Source organism: Petrotoga miotherma DSM 10691, assembly GCF_002895605.1.
GTDB classification, from domain to species: domain Bacteria; phylum Thermotogota; class Thermotogae; order Petrotogales; family Petrotogaceae; genus Petrotoga; species Petrotoga miotherma.
On the sequence record NZ_AZRM01000037.1, the window covers coordinates 1 to 15,157 of the forward strand.

Consider the following 15,157-nt stretch of genomic DNA (forward strand, 5'->3'; position numbering starts at 1 on the left):
CGCCCCGCTCCCCACCCGTAAGGATAAAAGAATTTTTATCCATTACCCAGCAACTCACCCGTAGGGATAAAAGAATTTTTATCCATAACCTTGCAACTCACCCATAAGGAAGGGATAGTAAGGCTCCTATCTGTAACTCAACCTTTTTAAGAGGTCTTTTATAGCACTCTTATTAAGCCCACCATCTTCCCTTGTATCTTTAAACGATTCGCTTTTACCTTTATCTCTTTCATACTTTTATTTTCTGGTACAAGCAGCACTTCGTCTTCATTCAGTCTTTTGTACCTTTTAAGTGTTGCTTCATTTCCATCGATCAATGCAACCACTATGTCTCCATCCATTGCGTAATCTTGTTTACGTATTATAACAAAATCTCCGCTTTTGATCTGTGCCTCTATCATGGAATTCCCTTCAACTCTTAGGGAAAAATATTCGTAATTTTTAGGGAAAAAATTGGTAGGTATGGGAATGTAATCGCTAATTGTTTGTATAGCTTCTATAGCATCTCCCGCAGCTATCTTTCCCGAAACAGGAGCCAAAGTCTCTGTGGCGAAAATTTCTCCCGATTTTGGCATCATCTTTATTCCACGTGAGACATTTTTACGCTCGATGTAACCCTTTTTTTCCAAAATTATGAGATGTTTATGTGCCGCTCGTGGACTTTTAAAATTAAAATGTTTCATAATATCTCTAATACTTGGGGCAAATCCATTTTTTTCCATATAAGATTTTATGAAGTCCAGAACCTGTGACTGCCTTTTTGTCAATTCCTCCATTTTATTAACCCCTTCCATGCTTAATAATTATAATTATAACACTACTCTTCATCATTAGCTTGAACTTCAATGGCTCCGACAACTGAATCATCTCTATCCAGTCTAACAATTATAACACCTTGGGTGATTCTTCCTAAAACATTTATATTATTTACATTTACCCTAATAGCCTTACCTTTTTTAGTGAATATCAGTATGTCTCTCCCATCTTCCACACTCATTGTCGAAACTATGGGACCTATTTTAGATATATCTCGTACCGTTTTCACCCCAATTCCTCCACGATTCTGTGGCTTATAGGAACGGAATAAGGCTCTTTTTCCATAACCTCTTTCTGTGATCAACAAAAGTTTTTTGCCTTCCTCAGCCTTCACCACGTTGATCACCTCATCGCCTTTACGCAATTTTATTGAATTAACACCCATTGCGGTTCTTCCCATCTTTCTTACATGGGAAGAGTTGAACATTAATGACATACCTAGCTTTGTCACAACCAACAAATCTCTATCCATTCCATCGAGCAATATCACATCGACAACTGCGTCGTTATCAAGCAGATTGATGGCTCTAATACCCGAAGCTCGTGCACTACTAAACTCTCTCAAAGAAGTTCTCTTCACCTTACCTAGTTTCGTAAAAATGAGAATGTCTTTATCGTAATCTCCATCTAAAGATATGGCAACGATACTTTTTATCTCTTCCCCTTCATTTAAACTGATGAAGTTAGCGATATGTTTGCCTTTTGTGCTTTTCGAACTTGTTTCGATTTCGTAGGCATTTATTTGATACGCTTTACCAGCAGAACTAAATAGCATTAATTTAGATAACTTGTTCGTGTATATGACCTCTTTAACATCATCTTCTTCAGAAATTTTTAATCCTTTTACACCTTTTCCGCCTCTTCCTTGAACCTTGTATTCCGATGAAGGAATGGCTTTGAGGTAACCCCACTTGGTCAAAACTATTACGACATCTTCATCTTGAATCATTTCAACCTCTTGGGCTAAATCTCCTTTGTTGTACAGTATCTCCGTTCTCCTTTTATCTCCAAATTTATTCGCTACTTCATTGAGCTCTTCTTTTACTACTCCCATCAGCCTTTCTTTATTCTGCAGAATATCCATAGCGTTTTCTATATCTTTGTATAGGTTCTTCAGCTCTTCGTTTAAGTTGGTGATTTCAAGTTTTGAAAGGCTAATCAATCTCATATCTGCGATAGCTTTTGCCTGTTCTTCACTTACACCTATCGTTTCGTGAAGGTTCTTCAGAGCTTCCTGAGGATTTTCTGAGTTTCTAATGATCTCAACCACTGTATCGATACCTTGAACGGCTTTAATAAGTCCTTCGACGATATGTGCGCGCTTTCTTGCCTTCTCTAACTCGTACTGTGTTCTTCTTGTTATAACGTTAACCCTGTGGTCCAAAAAACTCTGTAAAAGTCCCTTTAAATTCATCAAAGAGGGCTTTTCGTTATCGATTACATTCATTTGAACGTAAAAATAAGATTGAAGATTCGTGTGCTTGAACAAATCGTTGATCAATCTCTTTATGTTTGCGTTTCTTTTCAGCTCAATTACCAGTCTTATTCCTTCTTTATCGCTCTCATCTCTAACGTCTTTTATCCCCACATCTTTCTTTTGCTCTTTTGCCTTAACCACATATTTTACAATTTGTTCGATGATATCGGTCTTAGAAACGTTGTAAGGGATCTCCTCAAAGATGATAGAGGTTCCTTTACCTTCGTCGTCTATTCTATACTTTCCTCTAATAGTTATCTTTCCTCTCCCTGTTTCATAGAGTTCTTTCAACCCTTCTCCGTCGACAACTTGACCACCGGTTGGGAAATCAGGCCCTTTAATATGTTTCAAAAGATCCTTTACTTCACATTCAGGTTTTTCTATTAACAATTTTAATGCTGAAACAAGCTCGTTTAAATTATGAGGTGGGATATTGGTAGTCATTCCAACGGCTATCCCACTTGCTCCATTCATCAAAAGATTAGGCACCATTGTGGGTAAAACAACAGGTTCACTCAAGGAACCATCGAAATTTTCTCTAAAATCTACAGTTTCTTTCTCGATATCCTTGAGCATATACTCTCCAAGTTCAGGCATACGTGCTTCTGTATACCTCATAGCTGCAGGAGGATCGCCGTCTATCGAGCCAAAATTTCCCTGTGCCTCAACCAACGGATACCTCATAGTGAAAGGTTGTCCCATTCTAACTAAGGCATCATAAATAGCCGCATCTCCGTGGGGATGATACTTACCCATCACCTCACCAACGATACGGGCATTTTTTTTGAATGAAGAGTTATGTTTCAACCCTAATTCGCTCATAGAGTAAAGTATTCTTCTCTGAACAGGTTTCAACCCATCTCTAACATCGGGTATAGCCCTGCTTACAATAACGCTTAAAGAATAAAGTAAGTAAGAAGTTTTTAATTCTTCAGTAAAATCTTTGATAAATATTTTATCGCCCATCTCTTGGTATTACCTCCATTAAGAAATCTTTGAACCAGCTTCAACATCTTTATCTACTGTGAGTATGCTCAAATTACCGTTTCCATCTTTAGCCGCTAAAAGCATACCTTCAGATAATTCCCCCATCAATTTGGCGGGTTTTAGGTTGGCGATGATTATTATCTTCTTACCAACTAAATCTTCAGGTGAATAAAAGTTTTTGATGCCTGCGATAACTTGTCTTTCACCCATCTGTCCTAAATCAAGATGTAATCGAAGCAATTTGTTGGATTTTTCGATATTTTCTGCCTTTACTACTTTGGCAACTCTTAAGTCGATCTTTTTAAAATCCTCTATTTCTACTATATTTTGAACGTTTTCACTTTCCGACATTACTTCGCCCTCCTTGTTGATATTTACGGTTTTAATTATTCTCTTCCAACTCTTCACGTCGATTCTTTGAAATATGGGATCACCTTTCACAACTTTAACTCCACTGTGTAAAAGGCCCTTTTCAAGGCTCTCTCGATTTAAAACTTCCAAACCATAACCTATCTTTTTTAACATCGTTTCGGAAGTGTCAGGCATAACTGGATAAATCAAAATAGAAATAATTCGAATAACGTCGAGTAAATTGTATAAAACGGTGGACAATCTATCTTTCTCATTTGGATCATTCCCCAAGATCCAAGGCTCAGTTAAATCTATGTATTTATTAGAAAAACGTATGATTTCCCATAGATTTTCAAGTGCTTGTGTAAACTGATACCGATCCATCAAATTCAAATAAGCGTTTTTCTTACTCTCTAAGAGTTCTATGAGTTCCTCGTCCACCTTATCCTTTCTTTCAGGTTTTGGTATGACACCGTTGAAATACTTTTCAACCATCGTAAGTGTTCTATGCACTAAATTGCTTAGATCATTGACCAAATCAGCGTTGTATCGAGTAATTAAGTTTTCTTCAGAAAAATCTCCATCTCTACCAAAGGCAATATCCCTCAACAAATAATACCTTATAACATCCCTGCCATAGGCGTTCATGAGAACCCTTGGATCAACGGCGTTTCCCAAAGATTTTGAAATCTTTTGTCCGTTGACCGTTAGCCACCCATGTGCGAATACCTTCTTCGGCAAAGGCAACCCCACTGACATCAACATAGCAGGCCATATAAGCGAATGGAACCTATTAATTTCTTTCCCAATAAGGTGCAAATCTGCGGGCCAGTACCTGTTGAATTTTTGTTGATCATCAGAATAACCTATTGCACTGATATAATTAATCAAAGCATCCACCCAAACATACACCACATGTTTAGGATCACTCTTTAAAGGTATTCCCCAATCGAACGTAGTCCTAGTGATGCTAAGATCTTTTAATCCATTATTCAAAATTTGCAACATCTCATTTCTTCTAAAAGATGGTTCCACAAAATCAGGATTATTTTCATAATGCTTCAACAACGGTTTGGTATATTTGGAAAGTTTAAAAAAGTAATTCTCTTCCTCCACCCATTTTAATTCTCTATTACATTCAGGGCAAAGTTTAACGCCATCTTGAGTGATTATCTCAGATTCATCCCAAAAGGATTCGTCGTGTATGCAATACCAACCGGCATATTTTCCTTTGTAAACATCTCCATTCTCCATCATCTTCTCAACAAACATCTGCACGGTTTTTACATGATAATCATCTGTTGTTCTAACAAAATGATCGTAACTAATCCCCATTTCATCCCATAAATTTTTAAATTTTGAAGAAAGTGAATCAACATACTCCTGTGGAGGAATATTCTTCTCTTTCGCTGCCTGTAACACCTTTTGCCCATGTTCATCCGTTCCAGTTAAAAAGAAAACATCGTACCCCATCATTCTCTTAAATCTTGCTACTATATCTGCAACTATCGTCGTATATGCCGAACCAATATGTGGTTCACTGTTAACGTAGTAAATCGGTGTAGTGACGTAAAACTTATCCATTAATGGCACCTCCAAAACTGTTCAACCTTCTTTCCCATATCTAATTGTGAAGCCTACAATATTATATCACATTGAAATTGTTTTGGTATTCTCATATATTCTTTTATTCTTTCAGAGAGGAAACAAGGCAGTGTCTTACCATCCCTTCCCCTATGGATGGCAGCGAGGTGAAAGGGCGCTAATAAAATCATTAAAAAGATATCACTCCTCATAAAAGAGGGGTGATATCTATCACTACCACAATTACTTAAAAATACTCAAAAATCTACTTACTATCATTACTTCAATATTTCTTTTAGCTCTTCTATGGTTATTTCAAATATATTGTCGATTATTTGGTTTATTCTTCTTTCTTCAGCTTCTTTTATCTTTTCCTTCATCTCTGTGGTTAATTGTCTACCAAATCTTCCACTTAACATTCTAATTGCAAATTCTCTTTCACCTTCCAATTTACCTTCGTTTCTTAACTTTTCAGCAATTGTCATAACTATTTCACCCTTTTCCTACTTTCCCTTCAATGTAGCTTTTGTGTTCCATAAGAATGTATATGTATCCATCTTGTCCATTTATCTTTGTTTTGAACAGCATAATTATACCATATGTTTTTGATGGTATGCTATCTTATCGAATAACTTCTGTATAACAAGTTTTATAGCGCCCTTCCCCGCTCCCCACCCGTGGGGAAAAGGATCTTTTTACTTGTTAATTTAATTGTACTAAAAGACTCAATATATTCATTACAACAAAAATTTAACTTAACAATATTTCTATGGTATAATTTCTCATAAAGTACAAAAAAAATTAAATTTGCTAAAAAATCGGAGGGATAATCTTGAGATTTTCCAAACTATATGCTCCTACTTTAAAAGAAACTCCATCTGATTCTGATATAAAAAGTTACGAGTTATTGATCAGAGGAGGTTTTATAAGAAAGATCTCATCAGGTGTTTACAGTTATCTTCCCCTTGGATGGAAGGTCATAAGAAAAATTGAAAATATAGTCAGAGAAGAAATGGAAAAGATAGGTTCTCAAGAAATCATGTTACCTATAATACATCCAGCAGAGCTGTGGAAAATGACGGGAAGATGGGAAGATTACGGTCCAGAATTGATGAAACTTAAGGATAGACACGATAGAGAGTTTACTTTAGGTCCCACGCATGAAGAAATAGTCACATTTTTGATGAAAAATGAACTCAGGTCGTACAAACAGTTCCCCGTCAACCTCTTCCAAATAGCTACTAAGTTTAGAGATGAAATAAGGCCAAGGTTTGGGGTGTTAAGAGCGAGAGAGTTCATCATGAAAGACGCCTATACCTTTCACACCGACTACAACTCATTGCATGAATCTTATCAACATTTCTATGATGCATACAATAACATCTTAAAAAGAATAGGTTTGAAATTTGTTGTTGTAGAAGCGGATACAGGTGCAATTGGTGGTTCTTTTTCTCATGAATTTCATGTATTGGCACAAAACGGCGAGGGTGAAATATTTTACTGTGAAAAATGCGGTTATGCAGCCAGTGATGAAAAGGCAAGATCAGGAGAAGATTTTTCAGCAGATGAGAAACAAGCTATCAAAGAAATGGAAAAAGTAGATACTCAAAACGCCAGAACCATCGAAGAAGTTGCCAAATTCCTGAACGTTTCTGAAAAGAAGTTGATAAAATCGTTACTGCTAAGATCCAGCAAAGGATGGGTGTTGGCTCTAATTAGAGGCGACTATGAGATAAACTTTGCCAAGATCAGGTCCGTCCTTCAAGATCAAAGTTTACAAATAGCTGATCCGCAAGACGTTCTAAAAGAATTTGGTGTAAATATTGGATTTATAGGCCCAATAAACATACCTGAAAATATCAGGATAGTTGCTGATCTAAGCATAAAATCTATAAGAAATGGTGTTATAGGGGCTATGGAAGAAAAAAGGCATTATATAAATGCCAACCCCGAACGAGATTTCAGAATTGATTTATTTGCAGACATTAGATACGTAAAAGAAGGTGAAAAATGTCCAACCCAAGGGTGTAATTCCATACTCAAACAGACAAGAGGCATAGAAGTTGGTCAAATTTTTGAATTAGGCGATAAATACTCTTCAAAAATGAACGCTGTATTCACCGATGAAAACGGTGAACAAAAACCTTACATAATGGGATGTTACGGCTGGGGAGTATCAAGAACTCTGGGGGCAATAGTTGAGCAATTAAACGATGAAAATGGAATAATATGGCCCAAAAGCGTTGCCCCTTTTGAAGTGGCAATAATACCAATTGCCAAGAACGATGAAGCAATTGTAAGTACATCACAAGAGATCTACGATTACTTTTTAAAAGAAGGAATAGACGTCGTTATAGACGATAGAGAAGTGTCTGCTGGATTTAAGTTCAAAGATATAGATCTAATCGGGGTACCGATAAAAATTATTATCGGCAAACGTTTAAAAGAAGGAAAAATTGAGTTAAAACAAAGAAATAAAACAGAAAGCACATTGATAGAATTCAAAAATGTAAAAGAGTTATACGATAAAGTCAAAGAAACATTAGAAAACTATGATCCAACTCAAAATTTAGCAATCTAACACATACCTTTTTCATCATCTCTTCAGTCTATTCTATCAACCATATTTGACAAGGAGCCCTAAAAATTTGACAAATCAGTTTTTTTATGGTATAATTCTCAAAATTTGAGAATTTTTAAAGTAAGGTATTTAAATTTGATTTAGGGGAAAGTGCTTATGAAAATATTAAAAATATTGTTAGTTTCTAAAAAAGTAAATAATAATAACAATTTACAGCGTCGGTGATTACGCTGGGGATTGTTATTTTGAAAATTACCGACGCTAAAAAACTAGCGTCGGTTTTTTTATATTAAAAAGGCGATTTAGCGTCTTTTAAAAAAAAAACACTACAGGAGGGAAAATTATGGCAGAAGTAGAGAAGAAAGATAGAAAAGAAGATTCTGTGGAGTTAGTAAAAACTTATTTGGCGGATCAGACTTACAGTGACGCACTTTTAGTTCAATCAGAGATACTGAGGTTATCGAGGGAATTTCTTGCAGAAAAGGGTTTTGTCGAGCTTCTTCCGGTGACAATTTCTACAATCACCGATCCTTTGAATCATGATGTTTTTGATGCACAAATAGATTATTATGGTAACAAATATTATGTTACTAAATCCATGATTCTGCAAAAACAAGTTAGCGTTCTGGTTCATGATAAAATATTTTCATTTTCACCAAATTTAAGGTTGGAAATGGAGGAAAAATATTCTTCTGGTAGACACTTGATTGATTTTGTTCAACTAGATATAGAGGCTAAAGAGACGAAGAGAGAAGAGATTATGGATTTGATGGAAGATTTAATGATTTATGTATTAAAAGGTATATTGACAAAATATTCTGGTATAATAGAAAAGTATCACCCAAATTTAACTGTTCCTAAAAAACCTTTTCAAAAAATAAGTGTAAAAAAGGCAAAAGAGCTTTACGGTGAAGATTATGAAAAAATTTTATCTGAACGAGCTGAAGGACCTGTATGGTTGATAGATATTCCGCTTTTGGATAGAGAGTTTTATGACAAACAAGATATGGATAATCCAGAAGTATTGTTGGACTTTGATTTAATATATCCTGAAGGTCATGGTGAAGCCATATCTGGTGGTGAAAGAGAACATGAGCATGAGCAAATAGTAAAAAGAATCAAACTGAAAGGCAACGGTCTAGAAAGCTATGAAGATTATTTGAAATTAGCAAAAGAAGGGTTATTAAAACATTCTGCAGGTTGTGGTATAGGTATAGAAAGGTTCACTAAATACATATTAGATTTGGATCATGTTGAAAAAACTAGGTTGTTCGCCAAAGCTCCTGGAAAGTATACCATTTAGTTGTATTAACAAAAAAGGTCTAAATTGTTTATTATTGCAGAGCAGGAGACGTCAATTGAAGATCGTCTCTGCTTTGCCTTTCATAGAAGTTAACTTATTTTCCGCTGGAGGTAATTTGTCAACTACCCACCGTCTAAAGACGGGGACTTGTGATGAACAAGCCTTAGTTGACTACCCTCAGCCAGGATCAAACAGGCTCACGCCTCTAAAGGGAGATTATCGGGCTACGTTATATAGGTCATAACACCTTCGGATGTTTCTCCTAGTCTGTCGCTCTGTTGTTTAGCTTTAAACAATCCTGAGGGGTAGGGATAGTGAACTAAACGTAAAAAGCCTATATAACATTGGGGAAGGAGAATAACTCCGTTAAGGAGGTGCACTTTATGTTAGTGTACGTTTTAAACAAACATGGGAAACCTCTTATGCCTTGTAAACCTTCAAAGGCAAGAAAACTACTTAAAGAGGAAAAAGCCAAGGTTGTTAAAAAAGAACCTTTTACCATTCAACTGCTCTATGGTAGTAGCGGTTATAAACAACCTATTACTTTGGGAGTAGATGCAGGAAGTAAAACTGTAGGTTTGTCTGCTACTACTGAAAATAAGGAACTTTTTGCAGCAGAAGTTGAACTAAGGGACGATATACCTAAACTTATATCTCAGAAACGACAGTATCGTAGAGATAGACGTTTCAGAAAAACAAGGTATAGGGAACCACGTTTTTTAAATCGTGTCCACAGTAAAAACAAAGGATGGCTTGCACCGTCGGTAGAACATAAAATAAAATCGCACATTAAACTGATTGATCTAGTTCGCCATTTGCTTCCTATTACAAAAATTGTAGTAGAAGTTGCAAGTTTCGATATACAAAAGATTAAGAATCCTAATATTGAAGGTAAACAATACCAACAAGGTGAACAATTAGCTTTTTGGAATACAAGGGAATATGTTCTATGGAGAGATAACTATACCTGTCAACACTGCAAAGGCAAAAGTAAAGATAAACGACTCAATGTTCACCACATCGAAAGTAGGCAAATAGGTGGAAACGCACCGAGTAATTTAATTACATTGTGTGAAACATGCCATAAGGATTACCACGATGGAAAAATTAAATTGAATTTTAAAAGAGGACAAAAGTTTAAAGATGCTACATTTATGGGTATTATGAGATGGACTTTATACAATAGATTAAAAACACTATACCCTAACGTTCATCTAACTTATGGATATATCACTAAAAATACAAGGATACAAAATAGTTTAACTAAAACACATAGAATAGACGCTTTATGTATTAGTGGTCATCCTCAAGCAAAACAACTAGAGTATTATTATCACATTAAAGAAGTTCGACGACACAATAGACAAATACACAAAGCTAAAATTCTAAAGGGAGGAATAAGAAAACTTAACCAAGCACCTTATCTAGTACATGGTTTTAGATTGTTTGATAAAATAAGATACAACGGTATTGAATGTTTCATATTTGGGAGACGTTCAACTGGATATTTTGATATAAGAAAAGTTGATGGTACAGTAATTCATAGGAGTGCAAAAAGCAATGATCTAATCTTAGTAAGCAAAGTCAAAACTTTACTATGGGAAAGGAGGGAAAATTCTGCATTCCTCTCACCATTAAAATGGTGAGTTTCCTGCAGATATTTTTTATGAATATAAAAAGGGCTATTATTTCGGTTTACGACAAAACTAATTTAGAGGATTTAGCAAGTTTTTTATTTCGCAATGGTGTTGAAATTATATCCACAGAAGGGACAAATAAATATTTAGAAGAAAAAGGGATTCCCACTGTAAAAATGGCCGATTATATTGGATTTCCTGAAATTCTTGGAGGTCGTGTTAAAAGTATAGATCCAAAATTAGCTGGAGGTATTTTAGCCAAGTCTAACGATAAAAAACATGAAGAAGAGATGATCAATTATAATATAAAAAGAATCGATATGGTTGTAGGTAATTTCCCTACCTTTGAGGAAATTGCAAAAAAAACGAAGAATGAGGAATCACTTTTAGAATATATTGATATTGGAGGCTACTCTCTTCTTAGAGGCGCTGCAAAAAATTATAAAGATGTTGTAGCATTGGTAGATCCCAAAGATTATCAAACGGTTATTGACAATTTAGAGGATTGTGGCGATGTTCCTTTACAATTAAGAAGAAAGTTAGCTCTGAAAGTTTTCTTTTCTACTTCTAAATACGATGCCAGTATTCATAAAATCTTCTCTGAACTCTTTGCAGCTGAGAAGTTTGATCATGAATTTTTTGAAATATTGGGAAACTTAAGGTATGGTTCTAATCCAATGCAGGAAGCAATTTTAATGAAATTTTTGGAAGAAGACAGTTTTATCGATTATTTAGAAAATTTAACTTTTCATAAAAAGCCTACATTGAGGATATTGAAAGACATAAAGTTACTTTTTCATTTGGCTAGTTTCACAAACAATGAATTTTTAGGTTTTGCAAAGAAAGGAATTTTCGTATTTGGATATTCTTCTCCTACTGATGAAGAGAAAGAACAATTCATCAGGATTATCAAAGAACTAAAAGGTGGAGTCGTTTACAGTGACGATCCAAATATAATAACTGAACTGAAAGATTCAAAACATGATGGACTAATGACTTCTTATAATCTTGAAAAAAAAGAAGAGATACTTTCCTTTAAACCTATGGTTTTTAAGGTTAATAAGAAAGTTTTGAAACGAGACGAAGAATATATTGTGGATGGTGATCTAGTTGTAAAGCAAAATTTTCAAGAGATTGCTTTAGATTTGTCTCCTTCAGAGCAATTGGGTTTCGAGGTTGCTAAGGTTCATAAATCAGATACCGCTGTATATGTAAAAAACAATCTCATTAGCTCTGGTAATCAATCCTGCTTGAACAGAGAAATTGCATTAAATGCCCTCGAAAATACTTTGGAAAGATTTGAAGTTCTTCCAAAGGAAGGAACTATTATATTCGATTCTCCGATAAATTCCCAAAAGATAATTGATATAATATTAAATTGGAAGGTTGAAAAGGTAATTGTTCCTCCAACCTTACCGGGATACGAAAAATATTTAAAGGATTTAGAGGAAAAGGGAATTACTCTGTTGGTAACACAGAGAAGGTATCATCGGTATTAATATGTTTAATATTAATATTAATTCATTAAGGCGCTCTGTCCCTTAAGAACCCCGAAATGAAGTTCAAAGTCAAAATCATTTAAAAACATACTTTGCATAGTATCGCAAACAAGGGACTCTGCCCCTTGATGTATGGGGTTTTTAAGGGTGAAACCTCTTAATGTTAAGGGCGGAGAGTGAGGAATGGGGGCTATATATTGAGTTTTTAGAATTTCTTAAGTCACTAAAAGACGGAAGCAAGGAGGAGTAAGATGACTTCACTAGCAGAAAGCGGAAAAAAGAAAATAGAATGGGTAAAAAAACACATGAAAGTCTTAAACTATTTAAAAAATCTATACCAAACAGAAAAACCCTTTGAAGGTGTAAATGTAGCTATAAGCATCCATTTAGAGGCAAAAACAGCCTATTTAGGAATAGTTTTGCACGAATTAGGTGCCAACGTTGCAATAACAGGGAGTAATCCCTTATCCACGCAAGAAGATGTCGTGGAAGCTCTGAAAGAATATGGACTCAACGTCCATGCAGAAAGAACTTTAGATGAATCGGTCTATTGGAAAAATATCGATAAAATATTAGAAACTAACCCTAATATAATTTTAGACGACGGAGCAGATTTGGGAATAACCTTAATAGAAAAACACCCCGAAAAAGTAAGCAATCTTTGGGGAATATGTGAGGAAACAACCACAGGTGTAAAAAGATACAAATCCCTTTTCAAAGAAAATAAATTACCTGTACCTGTGATTTTAATAAACGACTCTTACATGAAATATTTGTTTGACAACAGGTATGGTACAGGACAATCAACGTGGGATGGAATTATGAGATCTACCAATCTTTCTGTTTCGGGTAAGGTAGTAGTTGTAGCAGGATACGGCTGGTGCGGTAAAGGTGTTGCTATGAGAGCAAAGGGGTTAGGCGCCAACGTAATAATAACTGAAGTTGATCCCATAAAAGCTAACGAAGCGATAATGGATGGCTTTAGGGTTATGAAAATGGATGAGGCGGTAAAATACGGTGATTTTTTTGTTACGGTAACAGGTGACATCGATGTAATAACGAAAAGGCACTTTTTAGAAATGAAGGATGGAGCAATTCTTTCCAACGCAGGACATTTTGATGTTGAAGTAAAGGTAAAGGATTTGGAAGAAATTGCGGTAGACAAAATCAATGTAAGAAACGGAGTAGAAGAATACAAATTACCAAACGGGAAAAGCGTATTTTTATTAGGACAAGGAAGACTGGTTAATCTAGTTAACGGCGACGGTCATCCCGCAGAAATAATGGATCTTTCATTCAGTTTACAATTAGAAGGTGCGAAATACATCAAAGAAAACCACCAAAATATGAAAGTAAATCTTTCCCCAGTACCTTATGAAATAGACGAAAAAATAGCACAAATCAAACTAAAAACATTAGGGATCGAGATTGACACCCTATCCAAAGAGCAGCAAGATTATTTAAATAGCTGGAAATAATATGTAATATATAGGGGACACCCGTAGGTGTCCCTCTTACTCCACAAGATCTGCATACATTGGGAAACGTTGACAAAGAGAAACAACATCTTTTCTAATTTCTTGTGCTAAATCTTTATCTATATTCCCTTCTTCATCAAGAACATTATTTGCAACTTTTGCTATCATTGAAGCGATTTCTTTCATTTCTTTTTCTTTCATACCGCGTGTGGTAACAGCGGGTGTACCTATCCTTATTCCACTAGTAACAAAGGGTGACAACTTTTCTTTCGGGACAGTATTTTTGTTAACCGTAATATCACATTGCCCTAAAGCCTTTTCGAGGGCTTTCCCTGTAATATTCAGCTCAGATAGATCGACCAAGAACAAATGCGTATCCGTTCCACCTGAGACGATTCTCAAATTTTTATTAGAAAGTTCATTGCTTAAAGCCTTGGAATTTTTAACTACTTGTTTTTGATATTCTTTGAACTCTTCACTCATGGCTTCTTTAAAGGCAACAGCCTTTGCTGCTATTATATGTTCTAATGGACCGCCTTGTATGCCTGGAAAAATAATTTTATTGATTGACTTATAAATATCACTGTCATTTGTTAAAATAATTCCACCTCTTGGTCCTCTTAAAGTTTTATGCGTTGTTGAAGTAACAACATGGGCATACTCAACTGGGTTTGGATGAATACCAGCCGCAACTAATCCTGCAAAATGGGCCATATCAACCATTAAATACGCACCAACTTCATCGGCTATCTCTCTAAATCTTTTAAAATCTATTATCCTAGAGTATGCACTTCCACCTGCAACAATAACTTTAGGTTTTGCATCCTTCGCTATTCTTTCAACCTCATCATAATTGATTGTTTCCGTTTCTTCATCAACACCATAAGAAACGACATTGAATAGCATACCTGAAAAATTTACGGGGGCACCGTGAGTTAGATGACCTCCATGGCTCAACGACATTCCCATTAACGTATCCCCAGGTTTCATAAGTGCCAGATAAGCACCCATATTTGCTTGAGAACCTGAATGGGGTTGAACGTTCGCAAACTTTGCATTGAAAAGTTCTTTTACCCTATTTCTTGCTAGTGTCTCAACCTCGTCTATATATTCACACCCTCCGTAATATCTTCTTTTTGGGTAACCTTCGGCGTATTTATTAGTAAAAACACTTCCTGCGGCGTCCATAACAGATTTTGATGCATAATTTTCTGATGCGATCAACTCTAAACCATACTCTTGCCTTTTAAGCTCTTTTTGAAGGATCTCGTAAACTTCGCTATCAGAACCTTTTAAAGCTTCCCACACTGTCAACACCTCTTTTTTTAAATTGTAAGATGTCTAATATAAAAATCACATTTTTAATATTTTAACACACTATCTGATTTTCCAAATTAATTAAGATCAGATATTACATCTTAATGTAAAATTTTTATAATAAAAT

General features: G+C 35.4%; 12 protein-coding genes. 6 read left to right on the forward strand and 6 right to left on the reverse strand.

What is annotated here, in order from left to right; all coding sequences use genetic code 11:
- Nucleotides 1-158: 158 nt before the first annotated feature.
- The 5 genes from lexA to X928_RS10445 all read right to left on the reverse strand — a co-directional run bounded on the left by lexA (nucleotide 159) and on the right by X928_RS10445 (nucleotide 5,803).
- Nucleotides 159-776, reverse strand: coding sequence for a transcriptional repressor LexA (gene lexA, locus X928_RS07370; protein WP_103079159.1), 618 nt, complete (start codon nucleotides 774-776; stop codon nucleotides 159-161).
- A gap of 41 nt (nucleotides 777-817) precedes the next feature.
- On the reverse strand, nucleotides 818-3,259 hold the full coding sequence (gene gyrA, locus X928_RS07375; RefSeq protein ID WP_103079160.1) for a DNA gyrase subunit A: 2,442 nt from the start codon (nucleotides 3,257-3,259) through the stop codon (nucleotides 818-820).
- Nucleotides 3,260-3,277: 18 nt separating this feature from the next.
- A complete protein-coding gene (gene metG, locus X928_RS07380) occupies nucleotides 3,278-5,215 on the reverse strand; it encodes a methionine--tRNA ligase (protein WP_103079161.1) in 1,938 nt (645 codons plus the stop codon).
- Between the two features lie 278 nt (nucleotides 5,216-5,493).
- The gene (locus X928_RS07385) at nucleotides 5,494-5,700 is read right to left on the reverse strand and encodes a hypothetical protein (protein ID WP_245857207.1); all 207 of its coding nucleotides are present in this window, start codon (nucleotides 5,698-5,700) and stop codon (nucleotides 5,494-5,496) included.
- 7 nt (nucleotides 5,701-5,707) lie between these two features.
- A complete protein-coding gene (locus X928_RS10445; protein WP_103079162.1) occupies nucleotides 5,708-5,803 on the reverse strand; it encodes an Rpn family recombination-promoting nuclease/putative transposase in 96 nt (31 codons plus the stop codon).
- Nucleotides 5,804-6,047: 244 nt separating this feature from the next.
- On the opposite strand from X928_RS10445, the gene X928_RS07395 reads away from it, so the two are divergent.
- From X928_RS07395 to X928_RS07415, 6 genes are all read left to right on the forward strand, one after another.
- Entirely contained in the window at nucleotides 6,048-7,796 is a 1,749-nt protein-coding gene (locus X928_RS07395) for a proline--tRNA ligase (protein WP_103079163.1), read from the forward strand.
- 343 nt (nucleotides 7,797-8,139) lie between these two features.
- The gene (locus tag X928_RS07400) at nucleotides 8,140-9,099 is read left to right on the forward strand and encodes an asparagine synthetase A (protein ID WP_103079164.1); all 960 of its coding nucleotides are present in this window, start codon (nucleotides 8,140-8,142) and stop codon (nucleotides 9,097-9,099) included.
- A 55-nt stretch (nucleotides 9,100-9,154) separates the two neighbouring features.
- A complete protein-coding gene (locus X928_RS10010; RefSeq protein ID WP_146026650.1) occupies nucleotides 9,155-9,343 on the forward strand; it encodes a hypothetical protein in 189 nt (62 codons plus the stop codon).
- A gap of 139 nt (nucleotides 9,344-9,482) precedes the next feature.
- Nucleotides 9,483-10,745 carry an RNA-guided endonuclease IscB gene (gene iscB, locus X928_RS07405; RefSeq protein WP_103079165.1) on the forward strand — a complete coding sequence of 421 codons (1,263 nt, stop codon included), beginning with the start codon at nucleotides 9,483-9,485 and terminating at the stop codon, nucleotides 10,743-10,745.
- Between the two features lie 20 nt (nucleotides 10,746-10,765).
- Nucleotides 10,766-12,235 carry a hypothetical protein gene (locus tag X928_RS07410; protein WP_103079195.1) on the forward strand — a complete coding sequence of 490 codons (1,470 nt, stop codon included), beginning with the start codon at nucleotides 10,766-10,768 and terminating at the stop codon, nucleotides 12,233-12,235.
- Nucleotides 12,236-12,486: 251 nt separating this feature from the next.
- Entirely contained in the window at nucleotides 12,487-13,713 is a 1,227-nt protein-coding gene (locus X928_RS07415) for an adenosylhomocysteinase (RefSeq protein ID WP_103079166.1), read from the forward strand.
- A gap of 36 nt (nucleotides 13,714-13,749) precedes the next feature.
- On the opposite strand, the gene glyA is transcribed toward X928_RS07415, so the two are convergent.
- A complete protein-coding gene (gene glyA, locus X928_RS07420; protein WP_103079167.1) occupies nucleotides 13,750-15,021 on the reverse strand; it encodes a serine hydroxymethyltransferase in 1,272 nt (423 codons plus the stop codon).
- Nucleotides 15,022-15,157 lie beyond the last annotated feature (136 nt).

Coding starts and splice junctions, on each gene's coding strand:
- X928_RS10445 (WP_103079162.1), bottom strand. CDS start 5,803: ATGCTGTTCAAAACAAAGATAAATGGACAAGATGGATACATATACATT.
- X928_RS07400 (WP_103079164.1), top strand. CDS start 8,140: ATGGCAGAAGTAGAGAAGAAAGATAGAAAAGAAGATTCTGTGGAGTTA.
- lexA (WP_103079159.1), bottom strand. CDS start 776: ATGGAGGAATTGACAAAAAGGCAGTCACAGGTTCTGGACTTCATAAAA.
- X928_RS07385 (WP_245857207.1), bottom strand. CDS start 5,700: ATGACAATTGCTGAAAAGTTAAGAAACGAAGGTAAATTGGAAGGTGAA.
- iscB (WP_103079165.1), top strand. CDS start 9,483: ATGTTAGTGTACGTTTTAAACAAACATGGGAAACCTCTTATGCCTTGT.
- metG (WP_103079161.1), bottom strand. CDS start 5,215: ATGGATAAGTTTTACGTCACTACACCGATTTACTACGTTAACAGTGAA.
- X928_RS07415 (WP_103079166.1), top strand. CDS start 12,487: ATGACTTCACTAGCAGAAAGCGGAAAAAAGAAAATAGAATGGGTAAAA.
- X928_RS07410 (WP_103079195.1), top strand. CDS start 10,766: ATGAATATAAAAAGGGCTATTATTTCGGTTTACGACAAAACTAATTTA.
- gyrA (WP_103079160.1), bottom strand. CDS start 3,259: ATGGGCGATAAAATATTTATCAAAGATTTTACTGAAGAATTAAAAACT.